Below are 22,994 nucleotides of genomic sequence, written 5' to 3' on the forward strand. Positions count from 1 at the left end.
CTCAAAAGTCGGGGCCTTTCGCGTCAGCCGCCGAAGCGACCGTGCCTGTTACCTAGTTGTAGGTACCGGGGGTGAAATCGTCACTCGAGAAGGTGTCGAAGTCAACGAAGCCGAGGTCGGCCTCATCGAATGCACCATCCGTTGCGAAGATACGGTTCGGGTAACGCTCGGCCTTGGCCTCGTCAGTTGCCTCAACTGTGACGTTGCGGTACTTTCCGAGTCCGGTTCCGGCCGGGATGAGCTTACCGATGATGACGTTCTCCTTGAGGCCAAGAAGCGGGTCGCTCTTGCCCTCCATGGCGGCCTGCGTAAGAACGCGGGTCGTCTCCTGGAACGATGCGGCAGAGAGCCACGACTCGGTCGCGAGAGAAGCCTTGGTGATACCCATGACTTCCTGACGAGCGGATGCCGTCTTCTTGCCTTCGGTCAGCGCAGCGCGGTTCAGCTCGTTGTACTTCATCCGGTCGACGAGCTCACCAGGCAGGAGGCCTGTGTCACCGTGGTCAACCACTGTCACCTTACGGAGCATCTGGCGGACGATGACTTCGATGTGCTTGTCGTGGATGGGTACACCCTGCGAGCGGTAAACGCCCTGGACGCCACCAACGAGGTGCTTCTGAACTTCGCGAACACCGAGAACCCGGAGAACTTCCTTCGGGTCGACGGCACCGAGGTGCAGAGGCTGACCGAGCTCAACGTGCTGACCATCTTCAATGAGGAGGGTCGCGCGCTTGAGAACCGGGTAGATCACTGGCTCGTCACCGTTGTCCGGCGTGAGGATGATCTTGCGGCTACGGTCAGTGTCTTCGATGTTGACGCGGCCTGCAGCTTCAGCGATCGGCGTCGCACCCTTGGGGGTACGAGCCTCGAAGAGCTCCTGGACGCGGGGAAGACCCTGCGTGATGTCGTCTGCTGATGCCGAACCACCGGTGTGGAACGTACGCATCGTGAGCTGCGTTCCTGGCTCACCGATCGACTGGGCCGCGATGATGCCGACGGCCTCTCCGATGTCGACGAGCTTTCCGGTTGCGAGCGAACGGCCGTAGCAGGCTGCACAGACACCGACAGCGGACTCGCAAGTCAGGACCGAGCGCACCTTGATGCTCTCGACACCTGCCTCGACGAGCTTGTCGATGAGAACGTCTCCGACGTCCGAACCGGCCTCCGCAACAACGGTGCCCTTCGGGTCGATGGCGTCTGCAGCGAGCGAACGAGCGAACACGGAGTTCTCAACGTTGGCGTCACGGACGAGGGTTCCGGTGGAGTCGACAGCGGCGATCGCGAGCTCGAGGCCCTTGGTCGTTCCACAGTCTTCTTCACGGATGATGACGTCCTGCGACACGTCGACGAGTCGACGTGTGAGGTAACCCGAGTCGGCCGTACGAAGCGCCGTGTCAGCAAGTCCCTTACGAGCACCGTGGGTTGCGATGAAGTACTCAGCAACCGACAGGCCCTCGCGGTAGGACGAGATGATCGGGCGAGGGATGATCTCACCCTTCGGGTTGTTCACCAGGCCTCGCATACCCGCAATGTTGCGGATCTGCAACCAGTTACCACGAGCACCAGACGACACCATGCGGTTGATCGTGTTGTCCTCGGGGAAGTTGGCGCGCATCGCCTCAGCAACCTTTTCGGTCGCCTCGGTCCAGATCTTGATGAGCTCCTGACGACGCTCGGCGTCGGTGGTCAGACCCTTGTCGAACTGGCCCTGCACCTTGGCGGCGAGCTTCTCGTAGCCCATGACGATCTCGCGCTTGTTCGGCGGGGTGAGAACGTCGCTGAGCGCAACGGTGACGCCTGAGCGGGTTGCCCAGTGGAAACCGGCGTCCTTGATGTTGTCAAGGGTCGCGGCCACAACTGTCTTCGGGTAACGCTCTGCGAGGTCATTGACGATCGCGGAGAGCTGGCCCTTGTCGGCAACTGCTTCGACGTACGGGTAGTCGTCAGGAAGGGCTTCGTTGAACAGCGCGCGACCGAGTGTGGTCTCGACGAGTACAACTCCGGAACCTTCGTAGCCCTCTGGGCCCTCGCCCTTGGCAAAGGTGATGTCGTGAAGACGAATGCGCACCTTGGCGTTGAGGTCGAGTGACTTCTGGTCGAACGCGAGAATTGCTTCCGCGATCGACGAGAACGCGCGACCTTCACCGGCGACACCCTCCTTGAGGGTGGTCAGGTGGTGCAGGCCGATGATCATGTCCTGCGTGGGCAGGGTGACCGGGCGTCCGTCAGACGGCTTGAGGATGTTGTTCGATGCGAGCATCAGGATGCGAGCTTCAGCCTGCGCCTCAACCGAGAGCGGCAGGTGAACAGCCATCTGGTCACCGTCGAAGTCAGCGTTGAATGCAGCACAGACGAGAGGGTGAAGCTGGATGGCCTTACCCTCAACGAGCTGAGGTTCGAACGCCTGGATTCCGAGGCGGTGGAGCGTTGGTGCACGGTTCAGCATGACCGGACGCTCGCGGATGATCTCTTCGAGAACGTCCCAGACCTCGGGACGGCTGCGCTCGACCATACGCTTTGCTGCCTTGATGTTCTGAGCGTGGCTCAGGTCGATCAGGCGCTTGATCACGAACGGCTTGAACAGCTCGAGAGCCATCTGCTTCGGCAGACCACACTGGTGCAGCTTGAGCTGCGGTCCAACGATGATGACCGAACGACCCGAGTAGTCAACGCGCTTTCCGAGCAGGTTCTGGCGGAAACGACCCTGCTTACCCTTGAGCATGTCGCTCAGGGACTTGAGGGCACGGTTTCCCGTTCCTGTAACCGGACGACCACGGCGACCGTTGTCGAACAGAGCGTCAACAGCCTCCTGAAGCATGCGCTTCTCGTTGTTGACGATGATCTCGGGGGCCCCGAGGTCAAGCAGTCGACGCAGACGGTTGTTGCGGTTGATCACACGACGGTAGAGGTCGTTGAGGTCGGATGTCGCGAAGCGGCCACCGTCGAGCTGCACCATCGGGCGCAGTTCCGGCGGGATGACCGGGACAACCTCGAGCACCATCGCGGCCGGCGAGTTGCCGGTCGAGAGGAACGAGTTGACGACACGGAGGCGCTTGATGGCGCGGATCTTCTTCTGACCCTTGCCTTCGGCGATCTGCGTGTGCAGCAGCTCGGACTCAGCCGCGAGGTCGAAGCTCAGCAGTCGCTTCTGGATCGCTTCTGCGCCCATGAACGCCTCGAAGTACAGGCCGAAACGGTCCTGCAGTTCGTGGAAGACGGCATCCTCAGGCTTCAGGTCTCCGACCTTCAGGCTGCGGAAGTCATCCCAGACACGCTCGAGGTGAGCGATCTGCTCGTCGTACGACTTGCGGGCCTGGCTCATCTCCTTCTCAGCGGCGTCCTTGGTGCGACGCTTCTGGTCAGCCTTGGCGCCTTCTGCCTCAAGGGCAGCGAGGTCGTCTTCAAGCTTCTTCAGACGGTCGGCAATGCGGGTGTCGCGCTGGTCGCCGAGGGTCTTGATTTCGAGACGGATCTCGTTCTCAAGGCCTGGCATGTCTTCGTGGCGAGCTTCCTCGTCAACGGAGATGACCATGTATGCCGCGAAGTAGATGACCTTTTCGAGGTCCTTCGGTGCCATGTCGAGCAGGTAGCCCAAGCGCGAGGGAACGCCCTTGAAGTACCAGATGTGGGTGACGGGGGCAGCCAGCTCAATGTGACCCATGCGCTCACGGCGCACGGACGACTTGGTGACTTCCACTCCACAGCGCTCACAAACGATGCCCTTGAAGCGGACACGCTTGTACTTGCCACAGGAGCATTCCCAGTCACGGCTCGGGCCGAAGATCTGTTCACCGAACAGACCATCCTTCTCGGGCTTCAGGGTGCGGTAGTTGATTGTTTCAGGCTTCTTGACCTCGCCGTACGACCAACGACGAATGTCGTCGGCTGTAGCCAGGCCAATGCGAAGCGCATCAAAAGTTGTTACGTCGAGCAATTTCTCTCCTAAAGAAAGTTCTCTGAGGTCTTCAGTTGGCCAGGCTTAGATCTCGTCGATTGACGAGGACTCGAACCTGGAGGAAATGTTGATTCCGAGTTCTTCCGCAGCGCGGAAGGCGTCGTCGTCGGTGTCTTTGAGGCTGACGACAGTGCCGTCAGCAGACAAGACCTCAACGTTCAGGCAGAGAGACTGCATTTCCTTGATCAGAACCTTGAAGGACTCGGGGATGCCGGGCTCCTGGATGTTCTCACCCTTGACGATGGCCTCGTACACCTTGACGCGGCCAAGGATGTCATCGGACTTGATCGTCAGCAGCTCCTGGAGCGCGTAAGCGGCTCCATAAGCTTCGAGCGCCCACACTTCCATCTCACCGAAGCGCTGTCCACCGAACTGTGCCTTACCACCGAGCGGCTGCTGGGTGATCATCGAGTACGGTCCGGTCGAACGAGCGTGGATCTTGTCGTCGACGAGGTGGTGCAGCTTGAGGATGTACATGTAGCCAACCGAGATCGGCATCGGGAACGGCTCACCGGAGCGACCATCGAACAGGCGGGCCTTGCCGCTTGATCCGATGAGGCGGTCGCCATCACGGGTGACCGTTGTCGAGTCGAGGAGACCTGCGATCTCTTCCTCGGAAGCACCGTCGAACACGGGGGTCGCAACCTTGGTTCCGGCGGGAGCACTGTGTGCCTCTGCCGGCAGGTTCTTCGCCCACGTCGGCTTGCCTTCAACCTTCCAGCCCTGCTGAGCGATCCAGCCGAGGTGAAGCTCGAGGACCTGGCCGAAGTTCATTCGACCCGGGATACCGAGCGGGTTGAGGATGATGTCGACGGGGGTTCCGTCTTCGAGGAACGGCATGTCTTCGACAGGCAGAATCTTCGAGATGACACCCTTGTTGCCGTGACGACCGGAGAGCTTGTCACCCTCGGTGATCTTGCGCTTCTGGGCGATGTAGACGACAACGCGGCGGTTGACGCCCGAGCCGAGCTCGTCGTCGCCATCTTCGGAGTTGAACTCCTTGACGGCGATGATCGTGCCGCGCTCACCGTGGGGAACCTTGAGCGAGGTGTCGCGAACTTCGCGGCTCTTCTCGTTGAAGATCGCACGGAGCAGACGCTCTTCGGCGGAAAGCTCGGTCTCGCCCTTCGGCGTGACTTTTCCGACGAGGATGTCGCCGGGGCGAACTTCGGCGCCGATGCGGATGATGCCGCGCTCGTCGAGGTCCTTCAGCAGCTCCGGGCTGACGTTCGGAAGGTCACGGGTGATCTCTTCCTTACCCAGCTTGGTGTCGCGAGAGTCGACCTCGTACTCCTCGATGTGAATCGAGGAGAGGGTGTCGTCCTTCACCAGGTTCTGGCTCAGGATGATCGCGTCCTCGAAGTTGTGACCCTCCCATGACATGAATGCCACGAGGAGGTTCTTTCCGAGTGCGAGCTCGCCGTTCTCCGTTGCTGGACCATCAGCGATAACCTCGCCGGCCTCGATGCGGTCGCCCGCTGAGACGATGACGCGGTTGTTGAAGCTGGTGCCCTGGTTGGAGCGGTCGAACTTGCGGAGGTAGTACTCCTGGGTTCCACCCTCGTCGAGCTGGATGGTGACGACCTCGGCGGAAACCTCGGCGACAACACCCGACTTCTCGGCGGTGATCACGTCACCGGCGTCGATGGCTGCGTAGCCCTCCATACCGGTTCCGACGATCGGCGACTCCGAGCGAAGCAGCGGAACAGCCTGGCGCTGCATGTTGGCACCCATGAGTGCGCGGTTTGCATCGTCGTGCTCGAGGAACGGGATGAGGCTCGTCGCGACGGAAACCATCTGGCGAGGCGAAACATCCATGTAGCCGATTTCGCCGGCGGGGAAGAGGTCAACCTCTCCACCCTTGCGGCGGGCGAGGACGCGGTCCTCGGTGAAGCGGCCATCGTCGTTCAACGGTGCGTTGGCCTGGGCGACGATGTAGTCGTCCTCTTCCATCGCCGTGAGGTAGTCGATGTCCTTCGTGACGAGTCCGTCGACAACGCGACGGTACGGGGTCTCGATGAAACCGAACGCGTTGATGCGAGCGAACGATGCGAGCGAACCGATCAGACCGATGTTCGGGCCTTCAGGCGTCTCGATCGGGCACATACGGCCGTAGTGGGACGGGTGAACGTCTCGAACCTCAACACCTGCACGCTCACGCGACAGACCACCGGGGCCAAGCGCCGAGAGACGACGCTTGTGGGTGAGGCCAGCGAGCGGGTTGTTCTGGTCCATGAACTGCGAGAGCTGCGACGTACCGAAGAACTCCTTGATCGCGGCGACGACGGGGCGCACGTTGATCAGGGTCTGCGGGGTGATCGCTTCGATGTCCTGCGTGGTCATGCGCTCGCGAACGACGCGCTCCATGCGGGACAGACCGGTGCGGACCTGGTTCTGGATGAGCTCGCCGACGGCGCGGATACGACGGTTACCGAAGTTGTCGATGTCGTCGATGTCGAGGCGGATCTCAGCCTTCTTGCCATCGCGAAGACCGGTGAAGGTGGTCTCACCCGAGTGCAGGCGAACGAGGTACTTGATCGTCTCGACGATGTCGTCGACGGTCAGGACGCTGTCGCTGAGCGGTGCTTCAAGACCAAGCTTCTTGTTGATCTTGTAGCGACCGACCTTGGCGAGGTCGTAGCGCTTGGAGTTGAAGTAGAAGTTGTCGAGGAGTGCGCGGGCTGCCTCAGCGGCGACCTGCTCTCCCGGACGGAGCTTCCGGTAGATGTCGCGGAGCGCATCTTCCTTCGTGAGGATGGTGTCCTTCTCGAGGGTCAGCTCGATCGACTCGAAGCCCTTGAACTGCTCGAGGATGTCTTCGCTGGTCAGGCCGAGGGCCTTGAGGAACACGGTGACCGACTGCTTGCGCTTGCGGTCGATGCGAACGCCGACCTGGTCGCGCTTGTCGATCTCGAACTCGAGCCATGCACCGCGGCTCGGGATGATGCGAGCGGAGAAGATGTCCTTGTCGGATGTCTTCTCCTGGTTGCGGTCGAAGTACACACCCGGGCTGCGGACGAGCTGCGACACAACGACACGCTCGGTGCCGTTGATGATGAAGGTGCCCTTTTCGGTCATGAGCGGGAAGTCGCCCATGAACACGGTCTGAGTCTTGATCTCACCGGTGAGGTGGTTCATGAACTCGGCCTCGACGTAGAGCGGAGCAGCGTAGGTCTTGCCACGCTCCTTGCACTCATCGATCGAGTACTTCTCCGGCTCCAGGAAGGGGCTGGTGAAGCTCAGCTGCATCGTCTCGCCGAGGTCCTCGATGGGAGAGATCTCCTCGAAGATCTCGTCGAGGCCGGAGTGAGTCGGCAGGTCCTGTCGGCCGGCCTTTGTGGCTTCATCGACGCGTGCTTTCCACACGTCGTTGCCCACGAGCCAGTCGAAGCTCTCGGTCTGCAAAGCAAGCAGATCCGGAACCGTCAGGGTGTCGGTGATCTTCGCGAACGACAGACGCGATGCGTCGCGGCCGTTCTTGGGTGAGTTGGTGGATGCGTTGCGCGCAGCAGCCAAGGAAATAACCTCCGTGGGCCCTCGTACAGGCTCTAGTTACTGGTAGTAATGGAGAACTCGTCAGACGCCATCAAAAATGGTGCGTCTTTCTTGAGAAAGAAACACTTGGGCCGACCGCAATATGAAGGCATGGAAACGTCTGGGAGCGCAAAGGTCTACTATATGTCTTCCTAACTCCGCTGTCCAGTGCTTCGCCTTGACTGACATCCGTCGCTGCGGTATAAAGACCGCCTGCCGCTGATCCCGCCGGTCAGGAACCCCGGAATGGCGTGCACTGACGGCATGGAACGGTCCTCAACCGCCCGCTCGTTCGGTTCGCTGATTCACAGAACTTGTCCAGCCGCAGGCCGTCGAAAACGCTCCAACCATTCTGGGCAAATGACCGCGCGCAAACCTCTTCCCCACGAGCTCACCGGCCGCCCATTCACGGTGACCGAGGCGCGGGCGCTCGGGGTCAGCCGGGCGCGGCTGGCGGGAGGCGACCTCGCGCACCCGTTCTCGGGCATCCGTACGCCAGCAGGGACTCCCGTTCACGATCCGGTGTCGGCGGATGACTGGCGGCAGGTCTTCCAGACACACCAGCGGCGAACCCGCGAGTTGTGTGCCGCCTTTGACCTGCGGATGCCGTCAGGCGGTTTTTACTGTGGACCAACAGCGGCCCTCCTGCACGGCGTCCCGCTCCCGTACCGACTCTCATCCGACACCCGGCTCCACATCGGACTCCCCGAGGGGTGTCGAGCAGTGCAGGCGATCGGCACGATCGGTCACAGCTACAGCATCGACGAGGCCGAGATCGTCTCGGGAGCCCTGGGGCGCCTGACTGGCCCCGAACGGACGTGGTGCGACCTCGCCCGCTACCTGCCGCTCACCGAGCTCGTTGCCGCCGGCGACTACCTCATCCGCCGCACCCGCCCTCTGACGTCCACCGACCGACTGGCCGCCGCGGTCACCGCATACACGGGGCGGCGCGGCGTCAAGACCCTTCGGCGAGCGCTGGAACTCCTCAACAATCGCGCGGAGTCACCCAAGGAGTCGATCCTGCGCGTCGAACTGGTACTCGCCGGCCTGCCCTCACCCGAAATCAACGTCGACGTGTTCGACCGGCACGGCAGGTTCATCGCCAGGGTCGACATGATGTTTCGGCAACACCGTCTCATTCTCGAGTACGAGGGGTTGCAGCATCTGCTCGACGCCGACCAGTGGACCCGGGACATCCGGCGCACCCGAAGGCTCGAGTACGAGGGGTTGCAGCATCTGCTCGACGCCGACCAGTGGACCCGGGACATCCGGCGCACCCGAAGGCTCGAGTCCGAGGGTTGGCGGGTCATTCGGGTCACGCAGGCAGACCTCCACAACCTCCGCTCCCTGGTCGGGCTCATCACCGCCCACCTCACCGCGAGTTGCTGACTTTGCACGGGTTGGGCGGCCCCGCACCCGTGCAAACCCAGCAACTCGCGTGATGGAGCAAAGGTAGGCTCGAACCATGGCATCGCGCGAGACCGACAACCCCAGCATCAAACTGGCCCTGAGCGGTTTCCAGGCTGTGATCGAGGCCGACCGCTTCAACCCGGGGAGCTTCCAGCTCGTCGTCGACGGCACCCCGCAGTCGCACGTCAACCTCGACGACCCGAGCCAGCTCTTCTTCGAGTACATCCAGCGCATCGGCCACGTCATCGACGAATTCCGGGATCCTGGCAAGCCGATCACCGCCGTTCACCTTGGTGCTGGCGCGCTCACACTCCCCCGCTACATCGAGGCCACCCGCCCGGGCAGCAGGCAGCAGGTCATCGAGATCGAGCAGGATCTCGTCGATTTCGTGCGCGAGCACCTGCCGTGGCCCAAGCGCGCGGCAATCCGGGTCCGGTACGGCGACGCCCGCGAGGTCCTCGGCCGGCTGCCGGGCGGACTCGCCGGCACTGTCGACCTCGTCGTTGTCGATATCTTCTCCGGGGCACGCACCCCCGCCCACGTGACGAGCCTCGAGTTCTATCGCGCGGCATCCGCCCTTCTCGCGCCAGACGGCATCATCGTGGTCAACGTCGCTGACGGCCCCGGCCTGGCCTTTGCCCGTAACCAGGTTGCGACGCTGAACGCCGCGGTCTCCTCCGTCGCCGTGCTCGCCGAGACGCAGATCCTCAAGGGCAGGCGGTTCGGCAACCTCGTCCTCGTCGGTTCGAACGCTGAGTTGCCGATGGACTTCATCCCTCGGCTTCTCGCCGGCGGACCGCACCCGGCCAAGGCCGTCTACGGCAGTGAGCTCAAACAGTTCGTCGCGGGCGCCCCGGTGATGACCGACGCGACAGCGATCCCGTCTCCCCCACCCGCAAAGAGCATCTTCCAGGTGAAGTCAGGGAGCTGACATGGCACGCCGCACGCAACTGGGCACTGCCATCGCGCTGGTCGCGACGGCATTTCTCACTGGATGCACGGCGAGCGCCCCCGAGGCGCCTGGCGCGCCATCCGGTTCGCCGGCGACCACCCCGGCTCCCGCGCCGACGAGCACCGGTCCCGTCGGCCCGACCGGCGAGACGACGGTCCTTGCCACCGGCCTCGAGGCACCGTGGTCGATCCTGCCCCTCGGCGACAGCACCCTGATCAGCTACCGCGACACCGGCCAGATCATGGAGTTGACGATCGCCGGAGACCTCCGCGAAGCCGTCGTCGTTCCCGACGTCGCCGCGCAGGGAGAGGGCGGCCTCCTCGGACTGGCCTCCCGCACGGTCGCCGACACCAGGTGGATCTATGCCTACCTCACCACGGCTTCTGACAACCGCGTCATACGGATGCCGTTGGACGGTTCACCCGGCTCCCTCTCCCTCGGCGCCGCTGAGGTCGTCATCTCCGGGCTTGAGAAGGCGGGCAACCACAATGGCGGCCGAATCGCGTTCGGACCCGACGGGATGCTGTACGTCACGGTCGGCGACGCGGGAGACCCCGACAACGCGCAGGACCAGGACTCGCTCAACGGCAAGATCCTCCGACTCACGCCGGTCGGCGAGGTCCCGCAGGACAACCCGTTCCCCGGTTCTCCGGTGTATTCGCTCGGCCACCGCAACCCACAGGGCATCGCCTGGAGCGAAGACGGACGCCTGTGGGCCAGCGAGTTCGGGCAGAACACCTGGGATGAACTCAACCTGATCGAACCTGGTTCGAACTACGGCTGGCCGGTCGTCGAGGGTGCCGCAGCCAACGCAGACTACGTCGACCCCGTCTTCCAGTGGTCGACGAGCGACGCGAGCCCGAGCGGCCTCACCGTCGTCGACAACACCCTGTTCATGGCGGCCCTTCGCGGCGAGAAGCTCTGGTCGATCCTCGACGGAGTCCATGTCCCGGAGGGCAGCGTCGGGCTTGAGGGCGTGATTTCGGCCCAGCCATTCTTCGACACCGAGTTCGGGCGCATCCGCGACGTAGTGCCCGGCCCCGACGGCTCACTCTGGATGATCACGAACAACACCGACGGCCGAGGAAATCCGACCCCGGATGACGACAGGCTGGTCGAGGTCACGCTCTCCCCGCTCGTCGAGGGTTAAAGTCGAGAGTAGCCCCGGGGAAATCGGCGACACCGGGCAGCACCACCCTTTTGGAGTACACCCTGAGCATCATTCTTGGCTACGACGCCAAAACACTGCGCGAAAAAGTCGACCTCAAGGCTGTCGGAGAACGCCTCGAGGAACTCGGCGATATGCGCAGCCTCAGCGCCCTCTGTGAGAAGGCGTGGCTGTACAAGGTCGCCGGACAACTCGATGAAGCACTCGACGTCGCCAACCAGTGCGTGCGCCTCGCCCGGTTCACCGGCGACCGCAAAGGACTGATGCAGCCACGGATGCTGCGCGCACAGGTTCTGCAGTTCCGGGGCGCTTTCGACGAGGCGATTCACGAACTGTCCTCGCTCATCGACGAAGCACACACCCACGAGTGGAAGCTGCACGAGGCGCTCGCGCTCCAGCACCGCGGCAAGGTCTACTTCGACCAGCGTGAGTTCAAGCCAGCGCTCGCGGACTTCAGGGCCGCGGTTGCGCTGCGGACCGAACTCGGAGCATCCGATGACCAGATCGAGTCGGCTCTCATCGCCGTCGCCGTTACCGAGTCCTTCGTCGGTCAGCGGGCTTGACCGAAAGTGCCTGAATGTCGGCGGCTGCCGCTAACGTGATGACATGTCAGATTTGGTAAAGGTTCGGCTGTGGGCCGATTCTCTGATCAAGTTGCACCTTGACCCCTCGGTGTGGTCGTTCGGCTTCGACAACGCCAAGCGCCGCGCAGGCCTGTGCAACTTCACGACGCACCGGATCACCGTGTCGCGTTACCTCGCTGCTCGATACGACGACGATGATGTCCACCAGATCCTGCTGCACGAGGTTGCCCACGCGCTGGCTGGCCAGCGCGCCGGGCACGGGCCGGCGTGGCAGCGGGTCGCCGCCGACCTGGGCTATGTCGGCTCGAGGCTTCACCACGGCGAGACCGCCGACGAGCTCGCACCCTGGGTGGGGGCGTGCCCAAGCGGGCACACCCTTTATCGCCACCGAAAGCCCAGGCACGTGACCAGTTGCGGTGTGTGCTCACGGAGCTTCGACCCGAAGTTCACCATCACGTGGCAGCACCGTGAGATCACGCCGTCGATGCGGCAGCGCGCGGCCGCGGCGACTCCCTAACCCGCGAACCCAGGAACCGACGAACAGCGACGAGAACAATGACGACCTCCGGCACGCAGAACGACGCCCCGCGGCGCTGGGTCGCCCTCCTGCGTGGTGTCAATGTCGGCGGCGTCACCATCAGGTCCGCGCCTCTCGCCGACGTTTTCCGTGCGCTCGGCTTCGACGATGTGAAGACGGTGCTTGCGTCAGGGAATGTGCTCTTCACCACGACCGAGGACGACGGTTCGGCGCTGACCGGTCGAATCGAGAAAGCCCTGACCGACGAGTTCGGCTACTCGGCGCGGGTCGTCCTGGTGCGGCAGTCCACCCTCGCCGACGTCGTCACGGCCTATCCGTTCGATGAGGTCGACGACCGGCAGCCATACGTCATCTTTGCGTCAGACCCGATGATCTTTGGTGGTGTTGATCTTGCCGATCTCGACGAGTCGATCGAGCGTGTAGCTTCGGGCGATGACGTCCTCTATTGGGAGGTGCGGCGAGGCCTGTCCACAGACAGCACCTTCTCGAAACGCACGGCGAAGGCCAAGAGCACGGCTGTGACCACAACCCGCAACCTGCGGACGCTGCGCAAGCTGCTCTGAGCACCGGCGCGTGCGGTCAGCGGCGATGCTCAGCTACGCCAGAATGAACTGTGGACATCCGATGGTTAACCGCATCAGACGCTGACGTTGGTGCCGCCGTCGCGGCCTTGAAGCGCGACTCCCGACCCGCCTGGGTACCGAATAAACGGCAGGTGCTTGTTCATGTGAACAACTGTCTTCTCCTCTGGTATCTCTGCATCGTCTTTATGACGTTCGGCATCCGTGTGGATGACTTCCAGGGCGGTCAGGTCACGGGCACGGACGTTCTCGACATCGTCGGCAGCATGGTCGTTTTTGCGGCCTGGCTCGCGGGAACCGTATGGCTGACGCGGTGGGCGGCCAGACCGCCCACGCCGCAAGCACAACTCCGGCAGTGGCGGCAGGACCTGACCGCCCTCGCCAACGGCTTTGAGCCACGGCCACGTTCGATCGCTCAGTTCTCCTCCTTCCTCGGCGCCGATGGGCGCCCGATGGAACAGTTCCCACGCTTCGAAGCGCCCGGGATCGAGTTCGGCAACCTCACTCCGTATGGCCCGCGAGCTGGCGAGTGGCGGTATCTGCGCGTCGCACTTCCCGCGCCGTTGCCCCACCTCGTCCTTGATGCGACAGCGAATGACGGGCTCACGAGCGACCTGCCCGAGGGCATTGAGCGGCAGCAGAGATTGTCTGTTGGTGGGGAATTCGACAACTGGTTCCGCGTCTACTCACCGACGGAGTACGGCACCGAGGCCCTCTACGTCCTGACGCCCGACGTGATGGCCGACCTCATCGACCACGCCTGGGGCTTCAACGTGGAGATCCGCGACACGTCGATAATTTTCTTCACCAGGCCGGGGGCGGACTTCGCTGATCCCGCCTCGTGGCAGAGCTTCGGCGCCATCCTCACCACCGTCGTACCCCGCATCACCGCCAAAGCCGCCCGGTACCTCGACGAACGCGTTCCCGGGCAGGACACGTCTCGCCTCGTCACGCGCATTCGCGCCGAGCTTGATGCGCCCGACGTGCGGTACGTCGCCCAGGAGCCGCGCATCGGACACGATGGGCGCCGCCTCGCTCTGCGCGAGTGGGCCAACAACGCCCGGTGGGGTCTGCGAGCAGCCGGCTGGCTGGCCCTTCTCACTTTCCTCTACGTGGTGCCGGGGCTTTTCGCTTTCGCCGGGTTCATGTCGATCGTCGACGGCCGGTAATCCGCGACCACGTTCACGCATCGTCGCCCCTCAGCCGGGCGTCGAGGGGCGGGCGCGGAGGTGGATGCGCTTACCCTCTTTGCTGAAAATCGACAGCATCTCGACGGGCCCGGCACCGGTCGCCGACAGCCAGTGCGGAATGCGCGTGTCGAACTCCGCAGCCTCTCCAGGCCCGAGAGTCACGTCCTGTTCACCGAGCACGAGGCGCAGATGCCCCGAGAGCACGTAGAGCCACTCGTGCCCCTCGTGCACATTCGGCTCAGGCACAGCGGCGACACCCGCCGGGTTGGCGGGAAATGTGACCTTATAGGTCTGTACTGGACTCGACTCCGGCGAGAGCGTTTCGAACTGAATCTCGCCGACGCGCTTCGTTGTTCGGGCCACCAGCGGGCTGGGCGCGGCACGAGGAACTATGTCATCGAGTTCCAGTCTCAGCGCCCGCGCGATCGGGACCACGAGCTCAAGGTTCGGAGCACGCTTGCCCGCCTCGAGACGCGAGAGTGTGCTCGATGAGATCCCGGTAGTCTCCGAAAGCTCGGCGAGAGTCATACTTCGCTTTTCGCGCCAGCTCTTGAGCCGTGGGCCGATGAGGGCGAGAGAGTCGTCGGCCACGGGAACTCCGTTCTTGCCAAATTGGCACAGATAGTTGCTAACACGCTAGCACGGGGACACGCTGGGGGAATGACGAACAACGACCACCTCTCCGCCACATCCACCCCCGGCGCCCCTGACCCCTCGACTTCGAATGAGCACTGGGACGTCATCATCATCGGCGGCGGCACCGCCGGACTCAGCGCCGCTCTTATCCTGGCTCGCGCCCGCCGCCGCGTACTCGTCTTCGACGCGCAGGAGCCCCGCAATCGATTCGCACCCCACATGCACGGCGTGTTGAGTCGAGACGGCTACTCACCGCTCGATCTCGTCGCCGACGGCTACCGCGAAGTGCGCGCTGTCGACGGTGTGATCGAGAACGCCCGTGTCATACAGACTCGTGCGACGCCGGAAGGATTCGAGCTGATCGCCGACACTGGTGTGCGTGCGACCGCGCGCCGCCTCATCGTCGCGACAGGAACACGCGACGAACTTCCGGACATCCCTGGCCTCTCGGAACAATGGGGGCGCGGCGTGGCGGCCTGCCCGTATTGCGACGGCTACGAGGCGACCGGTCGGGCTATCGGAGTGCTGGCCAGCTCCGTAATGGGCCTGCACAAGGCGCACATGCTGCGCTCGTATTCAAGCGATGTCACAGTGTTCACCGCGCTCGTCGGCCCCATCCCCGACACCGACCTGCGCGTGCTCCAGCAGCGCGGAATACGGCTGGAGGATCGCCCCGTCACACACGTTGTCACTGAGGGGAGCACGATGACCGGGCTCGCCCTCGCGGACGGCACCGTCGCGCCCCTGGATGTCGTGTTCGCCGAACCGAGACCCATCGCACTGGACGAGCCACTGAGGCAGCTCGGCGCCGAACGCACCGACACGCCCTTCGGCCCGTGGACAGCGGTTGACGCGTTCGGCAAGACCAGCGTCCAGGGCGTGTGGGCGGTTGGCAACTCTGCCAACCCGGGTGCGCTGGTTCCCATCGCTGCCGGCGCAGGAGCGACCGCCGCCCTCGCCATCAACGGTGAGCTCGTGGCCGAGGACGTCGCTGCAGCTACAGAACGCGTCACTACAATCACTTCTCACCCCTCGAATGATTTCCCCGCCGACCGAGTGTTCGCGCCCATCTCCGAGGCGGTCGGAAAGTGACGGCGATGAGTTCCGAGAACCCGATCACCGATCCGGCCGCTTTCTGGGAGGCTCGCTATTTCTCCACCCAAGGCGACAACGGGGGGATGTGGAGCGGTCGCGTCAACGCGACGGTCGAACACGAGGTGTCCGGCCTGACCCCGGGCACGGCACTCGATCTCGGGAGCGGTGAGGGTGGCGACGCGCTGTGGCTCGCCGCACGCGGCTGGGACGTGACCGCCGTCGACATCTCGGCGACCGCGCTGGCCGTTGGAGCAACCAGAGCTGCCAACAGCGGCCTGGCCGATCGCATCAGCTGGGTGCAGGCTGACCTCGCGACGTGGCATCCGTCAACCGAGTTCGACCTTGTGACTGCGGCGTTCCTGCACTCGCCCGTCGAACTCCCGCGCGAGGACATCCTGCGTCGCGCGACCGCAGCGGTTGCGCCTGGCGGTCGGCTCCTCGTCGTCGGGCACGCAGCCTTTCCGCCGGGGGCGGGCCACGACCACGCCGACAACCACGACGCCCAACCGTTGCCGACACCGGACGCGGTGTTGGCGTCGCTCGAGCTGCCTGCCGGTTGGGTGGTCGAGACCAATGCGCTCGTCGACAGACCCATCACGGGGCGGGACGGAACAACCCTCACGCTGGTCGACTCCGTGTTGCGGGTGCGACGGGGCTAGACGGGCTGCCTGCTGACCAGCCGAGTTCGTCGGCAGGCCCCGGGGCTCCCTCAACCGGCTGCTCAGTACCATGGTCACATGCACCCCACTCCGCAGAATCCCTCTGCACTGAGCACGCCACCCGGACCCCTGACCAACGCAATGCGCGATGCTCGGGGGCCCGGTGCCGTGACGGGCATGACCGGGCAATGGCTCGTCTCCGAGGGCACACGCTGGTGGTTTGACACCGGTTCGCTCGCCCTGGACTTCGCATACACCGGCCAGGTCGGCGTCGACGCTGCAGCTGAGGGCGCGGAGGACGAGGAGACGCTGCGCACACCCGACGACCTCACATCATGGCTCAAGACGAGGCTTCCGAGTGCACCGGCCACCGAGCGTGATCTGCAGGACGCACTCATGCTTCGCGGGTCCATCGCGAGGCTCGCGCTTGCGGCGAGCGCCGGACGCGATCCGGAAGCCAGGGACATCGACCTGCTCAACCTGTACGCGGCAACCCCTGACATCCCGCCACGCCTTGCCGGCGGTACCGTGCAGGCCGGCCGCACAGAACCTCGGACGGGGCAGGCTCTCTCGACGGTGGCACGCGACGCCGTCGCACTCTTCTCGGGTGAGACGCTCGGCCGCATCCGCCAGTGCGACGCCGACGATTGCGCGCTGATCTACCTCGACACCTCACGCGCCGGCAACCGCCGCTGGTGCTCGATGCAGCGCTGCGGAAACCGGCACAAGGTTCGCGCCCACCGCGCCCGGGAGGCGGCTACTCGCTGATCGTCACCGAGCGGTCGAACGCCACGTACCCGGAGAAGTCCTTGCCGACCCTGTCGAAGGCGGTCGGGTACGGCTCCGGGTAGCTCCACGCCAGATCCTTCTTCTCCGTGCCGTCGACCGTGACGTTCCAGTACTGGCACGCGCCCTTCCAGGGGCAGGTGTACGGAGTGGGACTCTCGGAGAACAGGTCCTCGGCAATGCTCGACGGAGGGAAGTACCAGTTCCCCTCGATCTTGACGAGGTCTTCGGTCGGAGAATCGGCGATCACTGTGTCCTGATACGTAGCCTTCATGGCCCCGACGATACGCCCGGCATCCGCTGGAAACCATCGCTTGCGGGAGTTCGCAGAGAGCTGTCAGGATGCCCCGACGCTCCCGTGCCGGCTCAGACCAGACGCAGCACGTCGACCGAGTCCGTCGAATCCAGCCGGGCGGCGGCGACAACCCGGTCGCGCTGACCGTCTGCGATCAGTTCCTGGCCGGCGACGGATGCCGTGAACAGATGTCCTACCGCGTTCCTCAGTCCGTCGAAAGCCGCACAGGCGACAGCGGCCTCGGGCGAGGTGAAGTCGATTCCGAGCGCCGTCAGCGCATCGATGACCGCGCCGGCCGCGAGCAGGTCGTTGCTCGCGAAGCCGCCATCCCGCCCTGCGGCGACCACGGCAATCGAGACCCGGCGCCCCCGCTGGAGCTGCTGCTCGAGCAGCCACGCGGCGACCGCACTGCGGTTGGTGAGGTTCGCTGCCACGGCGCTGGTCGAGTCCCCCAGCGACTCGAGCGCAGCGTCCACCCCGGCGAGCGCGAGCGAGTCGACCCACACGACGATGTCGGCGTCGCCGATTCGCGCGAGGCCGTCGATACCGACATCGAACCGCACCTGGTACTTCGACTGGGCGGTCGGCAGGTTTCGGGTGGCGAGTTCAGGCATGGATCAAGGCTAGCTGCGGCATCCGGATGCCAGCTCTACTGTTACGCCGTCTAACGGCGGTGCTCGGGGTAGCGGCGATCATCGGCGCTCGGCCGCTGCATGGCCTCCCTGATCAGATGGAAGTCATATCGTGAGATCTCAAGCAGCCCGCGTCGCAGCTGGTAGCCCCACTGCGGCTGGTCGCGAGTGAAATCGAGCATGCCGAGCATCGGGCGGATGGGCGCTGGCTCGGCCTCCCGCTCGTAGTCGACGCGTCGCCGCCACGGCCGCCGGTCGAGCGATATCGCCTGGTACGGCATACCGGAGGCGATTCGACCAATTGCCGTGAACTCACGCAACGGCTCCCCGTCGGGATACTCGGTCTTGGGCGAGTACCAGACGATCCCGTCCGCCTCACCCATCGCGTCGAGTCCGCCGCGCTGCCCATGGTTCACCTGGGCGATCCCGAGGTCGACGGCATTGTGGACGTGGTCACGCGACGCCACCGCCAGCCAGTACCGAATCGCCATCCCCCCTGTTTAGCGCATTCCGGCGGGTCCACCGGTCGCGCACGGCGTCTCGGCCCACAAACACCTCCATACTGGGCATATGCGAGTTCAACTGAAGCTCATCCTCGACTGCGAGCCCGACGACGCGTGGCGGGCACTGCGCTCCCCCACCGTGCTGCAGGAGCTGTACGGGCCGCTGCTGACCCTCGCCCCTGACTCGCCAATGCCAACGCTCTGGGAACCCGGAGCGATGCAGGTCACCATGAAGGGTGTCGGCGTCGTGTCCGTCGGGCGCCAGCTGCTCGACCTTGACTTCGACCTGAAGCGGATGCCCGGCGTGCGGATCCTTGTCGACAACGGTCGACCGCTGAGCGGCCCCCTCGCCCTTCTCGACAGCTGGCACCACCGCATGGCTGTCGCGCCGGCCCCCGGCCAGCCCGGCAAGACCCTCTACCGCGACCGGCTCGACATCACGGGACCCGCCGCTGTCGCACTCTGGATGCCGCTGTGGACGATGTGGCAGTGGCGCGGGCTGCGCCTGACGCAGATGGCGCCGCACTGGGCGTTCGAGCCGGTGCAGCCGGACGCTCCGGCGGACGCAGAAGCTGGTCCAGAAACCGGTCCAAAAGCCGGCCCAAAAGCCGGCAAGGAGTAGCCATTCTCGGCGTCCTGCCAGACGTCACCAGGAGCATCCGCTAGACTGGGAGAACTTGCGGGCCCATAATTGTGCCCCTTGCGTCGTAGAACGCTTCCTCTCTCCCCGAGAAACTCGGGTCGATGACTCTTCATACGGCGAACGGATGTGGCCTTCGCCACCTTCGCCACTTGCTCCCGCTCCAGCGATTTCGCCTGTCGAGATCCGTACGGGATGCTTTGCCCCGAAAGGCACCACTTTGTCAGAAACTGTCCCAGACACCACTTTCGCTGAACTCGGCGTTCCCGCGCCCCTCGTCTCGGCCCTCGCCGCAGACGGCAAGACCCTCGCCTTCCCGATCCAGGTCGACACCCTCCCCGACACCCTCGGGGGACGCGACGTTCTCGGCCGCGGAAAGACCGGCTCGGGCAAGACGCTCGCGTTCAGCATCCCGATGGTCGCACGCCTCGGCGGCAAGCTCGCCGGTGGAAAGCGCCGCCCGGGCCGTCCGCTCGGCCTCGTGCTCGCACCGACCCGTGAGCTCGCCACCCAGATCTCGGCTGTACTCACCCCGCTCGCTGCGGCATACGGCCTCAACACCACCACCATCTTCGGCGGGGTCAACCAGACCCGCCAGGTCACCGCGCTCAAGGCCGGCGTCGACATCGTCGTTGCCTGCCCCGGTCGCCTCGAAGACCTCATGAAGCAGGGCTTCGTCAACCTCGACGCCGTCGAGATCACCGTGCTCGACGAGGCCGACCACATGGCCGACCTCGGCTTCCTGCCGGTCGTCACACGCATCCTCGACAAGACGCCGTCCAACGGACAGCGCCTGCTCTTCTCGGCAACGCTCGACAACGGAGTGGACAAGCTCGTCCGCCGCTTCCTGCACAACGAGGTCCTGCACAGTGTCGACGAGGCCACCAGCCACGTCTCAGCGATGACCCACCACGTTTTCGAGGTTCACGGCCCCGACGCCAAGAAGGACCTCATCGAGACCCTCGCATCTGGCACCGGTCGCCGCATCCTCTTCATGCGCACCAAGCACCACGCGAAGAAGCTCGCCAAGCAGCTCACCGACTCCGGTATCCCCTCCGTCGACCTGCACGGTAACCTCTCGCAGCCGCAGCGCGACCGCAACCTCGCCGCGTTCAGCGACGGAACCGCCCGTGTTCTCGTGGCAACGGATGTCGCGGCTCGCGGCGTGCACGTTGATGACGTCGAACTCGTCATCCACGTCGACCCGCCCATGGAGCACAAGGCATACCTGCACCGTTCGGGCCGTACCGCCCGTGCCGGCAGCGCCGGTGACGTTGTCACCATCTGCCTCCCGACCCAGAAGAAGGACCTCGCCGTTCTTCTCCGCAAGGCCGAGATCAAGGTGACCCCGGTCGCCGTCACGTCGAAGAGCCCCGAGGTCACCGCCCTCGTCGGTGAGGTCGCCGCGTACGTCAAGCCGCTCCCCCGCGTCGTTCAGGCACAGGGTGGTGGACGCTCACAGGGCGCCAACGCCCAGCGCAAGCGCGCTGGCCAGGGTGGACAGGGCGCTGGACGGTCTCGTTCAGGCGCCGGTTCACGCGACTACTCCACGTCATCCGCAGGCACAACGGGTCGCCGCCACGAGGGTGCAGCATCGGGCCGTCCGGCTCAGGCTCGCCCGGCACAGGCTCGCCCCGAGCGTTCCGCGCGTCCGGCATCCTCCGGTGGCGCATCCGCCGGTGGACAGCGCACCAACCGCAGGGTTTCCAGCGGCAGCTAACAGCCTTCTGAGCTGAACACCGGCCGGTCCGCGTTCCAGGATTCTGGAATGCAGACCGGCCGGTTTTTTTGTTGCCCCGGCATCCGCCCTCGCCCGCTTCTCGCCCTGTCTGCACCCGCATGAACCGGTGACGCGTGGATGCCGTCACCCGATTTCACGGCAGCGGGACCAGGGGGTATCGTCACGGTATGAGCAGCGAAGCCACCGTCACCCCGATCCGCGACGTTATTGTCCGCCCCGTCCGCGATGTCGACGCGGAGTCACTCGGTCGAGTCCACGCACAGTGCTGGCACGAGCAGTACGACGAGATCATCTCGAAAGCAGCGCTCGAGCACCTCTCCCCCCGCCGCATGGCCGAACTCTGGACCCACTGGATGAATCAGGGGCCCGAGTACCTTCAGTTCGCCGCGGTGCTGGACGGAGACATCATCGGGTTCTCGGGTTCAGGCCCAGCCCGCGACGCCGATGCACCTCGCCCCCGGGAGCTGTACTTCATCAACATGCTCGCCGAGTTCCGAAGCACGGGCACCGGCCAGAAGCTCTTCGACGCCGCGATCGGCGACGCTCCCGCATATCTCTGGGTATCGACGGCGAACACCCACGCCCGCCACTTCTACGAGAAGAACGGGTTCATCGCGGATGGCGCCGAGCACACTGAGCCGTTCCTCGGCGAGGAGATCCACGAAGTTCGCTACGTCCGGTAGCGCTTCGCCCTCCGCCACAAACGGCTGAACGGGCCTTGCTCGGCCACAAACGGCTGCGTTTCCTCGCGAAACCCAGCCGTTTCTGTCGGCGAGCGCTACCTCAGCTGCCCCACCGATGCGAGCGCGACCCGAAGCAGGGTGCCGCGTCCGCCCTCCATCTCGTCGCTGACGGCATCCGACTGCGCTTCTTCCGGGGTCATCCAGGTGATCTCGAGTGCGTCCTGGCGCGGGTCGCAGGTCCCGGTGACGGGAACGACGTAGGCCAGGGCAACGGCGTGCTGCCTGTCATCGGTGTATGCGGAGATACCGGGCATCGGGAAGTACTCGGCGACGTGGAACGGAGTCGGCGACGCCGGAAGCAGCGGGAACGCCATGGGTCCGAGGTCTTTCTCGAGGTGGCGGAACAGCGCGTCGCGCAGCGTCTCTCCATAGAGCACGCGCCCGGAGACGAGCGTGCGGGTCATCTGCCCCGTCGACGTCGCGCGGAGCAGCACTCCCACCTCGGTGACGATGCCGAGGCCGTCGACGCGAACCGGCACCGCCTCCACGTACAGCAGCGGCAGCCGCTGGCGAACCTCAGCAAGCTCAACGTCGCTGAGCCAGCCCGGGGTCGGGTTCGATGACGGTTCCTGGGGCTGGTCGGGGTCGGGAGTGCGAACGCTCATGATCCATTCTTACCAGCGTTCACCTCTGTAGGCTTGACCGAAGTCCCGAATGAGAGAGAACCGCCGGATGACAAAGCCCATGATTGACCACGACGCCGTCCTTTGGTCGGCAACCGGGGAGGATCAGGACGACAGGTCCCTCTTGATCGTGATGCACGGCTACGGATCGAACGAAGCCGACCTCTTCGGCCTGGCACCGTTCCTGCCGCTCGAACCGGTGATCGCGTCCCTTCGCGCGCCGCTCATCGCCCCCTGGCCCATCGACGGCTTCTCCTGGTACCCGATCGACTCGCCGGGACAGCCTGACGAGTCAGGGGTCGACCTGGCCGCCGAGGCCGTGCTCGAATGGCTGGACTCGCTGCCGAACCAGCCATCGACGATCGGCCTGCTCGGCTTCTCCCAGGGCGGAGCGATGGCGATGCAACTGCTCAGGCACGCTCCCGAGCGTTTCGCCTACGCCGTCAATCTCTCCGGCTATGTGCCCCCTGGCGTGGTTCCCGGTGACGCGGTGCTCGCCGAGCGCCGTCCCCCGGTGTTCTGGGGCCGCGGCACTCACGACCAGGTCATTCCGCTCTCGGCGGTCACCCGGACCGTGGACTGGCTGCCCGAACACTCCAAGCTCGCCGGGCGCATCTACGAGGGACTCGACCACTCGATCTCACAGCAGGAACTCGCCGACATCCGCGCGTTCATCGAACGCCAGTTGTAAATCCCCCGGGCATTTAACCCGGAGGGACGGATGCTGTC

General features: G+C 64.7%; 21 protein-coding genes. 14 read left to right on the forward strand and 7 right to left on the reverse strand.

Features of this window, described 5'->3' with window-relative positions; translation table 11 throughout:
* Positions 1-52 precede the first annotated feature (52 nt).
* Together C3E77_RS11820 and rpoB are read right to left on the reverse strand one after the other, a co-directional pair.
* The gene (locus C3E77_RS11820; RefSeq protein WP_108391817.1) at positions 53-3,934 is read right to left on the reverse strand and encodes a DNA-directed RNA polymerase subunit beta'; all 3,882 of its coding nucleotides are present in this window, start codon (positions 3,932-3,934) and stop codon (positions 53-55) included.
* Between the two features lie 45 nt (positions 3,935-3,979).
* Positions 3,980-7,471, reverse strand: a complete 3,492-nt coding sequence (rpoB, locus tag C3E77_RS11825) for a DNA-directed RNA polymerase subunit beta (RefSeq protein WP_108391818.1) — start codon at positions 7,469-7,471, stop codon at positions 3,980-3,982.
* 378 nt (positions 7,472-7,849) lie between these two features.
* Between rpoB and C3E77_RS11830 the strand changes: the two genes are divergently transcribed.
* The 7 genes from C3E77_RS11830 to C3E77_RS11860 all read left to right on the forward strand — a co-directional run bounded on the left by C3E77_RS11830 (position 7,850) and on the right by C3E77_RS11860 (position 13,891).
* Positions 7,850-8,878, forward strand: a complete 1,029-nt coding sequence (locus C3E77_RS11830) for a putative endonuclease domain-containing protein (RefSeq protein ID WP_108391819.1) — start codon at positions 7,850-7,852, stop codon at positions 8,876-8,878.
* Between the two features lie 76 nt (positions 8,879-8,954).
* A complete protein-coding gene (locus tag C3E77_RS11835; RefSeq protein ID WP_108391820.1) occupies positions 8,955-9,830 on the forward strand; it encodes a spermidine synthase in 876 nt (291 codons plus the stop codon).
* Between the two features lies 1 nt (position 9,831).
* A complete protein-coding gene (locus tag C3E77_RS11840; RefSeq protein WP_108391821.1) occupies positions 9,832-11,001 on the forward strand; it encodes a PQQ-dependent sugar dehydrogenase in 1,170 nt (389 codons plus the stop codon).
* Between the two features lie 50 nt (positions 11,002-11,051).
* Positions 11,052-11,582, forward strand: coding sequence for a hypothetical protein (locus C3E77_RS11845; protein ID WP_232528982.1), 531 nt, complete (start codon positions 11,052-11,054; stop codon positions 11,580-11,582).
* Between the two features lie 43 nt (positions 11,583-11,625).
* Positions 11,626-12,120 carry a SprT-like domain-containing protein gene (locus C3E77_RS11850; RefSeq protein WP_108391822.1) on the forward strand — a complete coding sequence of 165 codons (495 nt, stop codon included), beginning with the start codon at positions 11,626-11,628 and terminating at the stop codon, positions 12,118-12,120.
* 38 nt (positions 12,121-12,158) lie between these two features.
* On the forward strand, positions 12,159-12,704 hold the full coding sequence (locus C3E77_RS11855) for a DUF1697 domain-containing protein (RefSeq protein WP_108391823.1): 546 nt from the start codon (positions 12,159-12,161) through the stop codon (positions 12,702-12,704).
* Positions 12,705-12,856: 152 nt separating this feature from the next.
* The gene (locus C3E77_RS11860) at positions 12,857-13,891 is read left to right on the forward strand and encodes a hypothetical protein (protein WP_108391824.1); all 1,035 of its coding nucleotides are present in this window, start codon (positions 12,857-12,859) and stop codon (positions 13,889-13,891) included.
* A gap of 30 nt (positions 13,892-13,921) precedes the next feature.
* Here the strand turns inward: C3E77_RS11860 and C3E77_RS11865 are convergent, their stop codons facing one another.
* Complete coding sequence (locus tag C3E77_RS11865) at positions 13,922-14,503, reverse strand: helix-turn-helix domain-containing protein (protein WP_234031199.1); 582 nt, start codon at positions 14,501-14,503, stop codon at positions 13,922-13,924.
* A 69-nt stretch (positions 14,504-14,572) separates the two neighbouring features.
* Between C3E77_RS11865 and C3E77_RS11870 the strand changes: the two genes are divergently transcribed.
* The 3 genes from C3E77_RS11870 to C3E77_RS11880 all read left to right on the forward strand — a co-directional run bounded on the left by C3E77_RS11870 (position 14,573) and on the right by C3E77_RS11880 (position 17,070).
* Positions 14,573-15,640, forward strand: a complete 1,068-nt coding sequence (locus C3E77_RS11870) for an NAD(P)/FAD-dependent oxidoreductase (protein WP_108391825.1) — start codon at positions 14,573-14,575, stop codon at positions 15,638-15,640.
* A gap of 5 nt (positions 15,641-15,645) precedes the next feature.
* Positions 15,646-16,302 (forward strand): SAM-dependent methyltransferase, encoded by a 657-nt coding sequence (locus C3E77_RS11875; protein ID WP_108393314.1) that lies wholly within the window; start codon positions 15,646-15,648, stop codon positions 16,300-16,302.
* 78 nt (positions 16,303-16,380) lie between these two features.
* Positions 16,381-17,070, forward strand: coding sequence for a CGNR zinc finger domain-containing protein (locus C3E77_RS11880; protein ID WP_232528984.1), 690 nt, complete (start codon positions 16,381-16,383; stop codon positions 17,068-17,070).
* On the opposite strand, the gene C3E77_RS11885 is transcribed toward C3E77_RS11880, so the two are convergent.
* From C3E77_RS11885 to C3E77_RS11895, 3 genes are all read right to left on the reverse strand, one after another.
* Complete coding sequence (locus C3E77_RS11885; RefSeq protein ID WP_108391826.1) at positions 17,060-17,362, reverse strand: DUF427 domain-containing protein; 303 nt, start codon at positions 17,360-17,362, stop codon at positions 17,060-17,062. The two genes, C3E77_RS11880 and C3E77_RS11885, sit on opposite strands and share 11 nt — an antisense overlap.
* A gap of 92 nt (positions 17,363-17,454) precedes the next feature.
* Complete coding sequence (locus tag C3E77_RS11890; RefSeq protein ID WP_108391827.1) at positions 17,455-17,997, reverse strand: 2-phosphosulfolactate phosphatase; 543 nt, start codon at positions 17,995-17,997, stop codon at positions 17,455-17,457.
* 50 nt (positions 17,998-18,047) lie between these two features.
* Complete coding sequence (locus C3E77_RS11895) at positions 18,048-18,506, reverse strand: EVE domain-containing protein (RefSeq protein WP_108391828.1); 459 nt, start codon at positions 18,504-18,506, stop codon at positions 18,048-18,050.
* A 79-nt stretch (positions 18,507-18,585) separates the two neighbouring features.
* On the opposite strand from C3E77_RS11895, the gene C3E77_RS11900 reads away from it, so the two are divergent.
* The 3 genes from C3E77_RS11900 (at position 18,586) to C3E77_RS11910 (ending at position 21,582) form a co-directional block, all read left to right on the forward strand.
* On the forward strand, positions 18,586-19,140 hold the full coding sequence (locus C3E77_RS11900; RefSeq protein WP_198410474.1) for a hypothetical protein: 555 nt from the start codon (positions 18,586-18,588) through the stop codon (positions 19,138-19,140).
* 145 nt (positions 19,141-19,285) lie between these two features.
* On the forward strand, positions 19,286-20,878 hold the full coding sequence (locus tag C3E77_RS11905; protein ID WP_108391829.1) for a DEAD/DEAH box helicase: 1,593 nt from the start codon (positions 19,286-19,288) through the stop codon (positions 20,876-20,878).
* Positions 20,879-21,066: 188 nt separating this feature from the next.
* The gene (locus C3E77_RS11910) at positions 21,067-21,582 is read left to right on the forward strand and encodes a GNAT family N-acetyltransferase (protein ID WP_108391830.1); all 516 of its coding nucleotides are present in this window, start codon (positions 21,067-21,069) and stop codon (positions 21,580-21,582) included.
* A 95-nt stretch (positions 21,583-21,677) separates the two neighbouring features.
* On the opposite strand, the gene C3E77_RS11915 is transcribed toward C3E77_RS11910, so the two are convergent.
* Positions 21,678-22,247, reverse strand: coding sequence for an NUDIX hydrolase family protein (locus C3E77_RS11915; RefSeq protein WP_108391831.1), 570 nt, complete (start codon positions 22,245-22,247; stop codon positions 21,678-21,680).
* Positions 22,248-22,314: 67 nt separating this feature from the next.
* Between C3E77_RS11915 and C3E77_RS11920 the strand changes: the two genes are divergently transcribed.
* Complete coding sequence (locus C3E77_RS11920) at positions 22,315-22,956, forward strand: alpha/beta hydrolase (protein ID WP_108391832.1); 642 nt, start codon at positions 22,315-22,317, stop codon at positions 22,954-22,956.
* Positions 22,957-22,994: the final 38 nt, after the last annotated feature.

This window comes from Mycetocola zhujimingii (genome assembly GCF_003065425.1).
Taxonomy (GTDB): Bacteria; Actinomycetota; Actinomycetes; order Actinomycetales; family Microbacteriaceae; genus Mycetocola_A; species Mycetocola_A zhujimingii.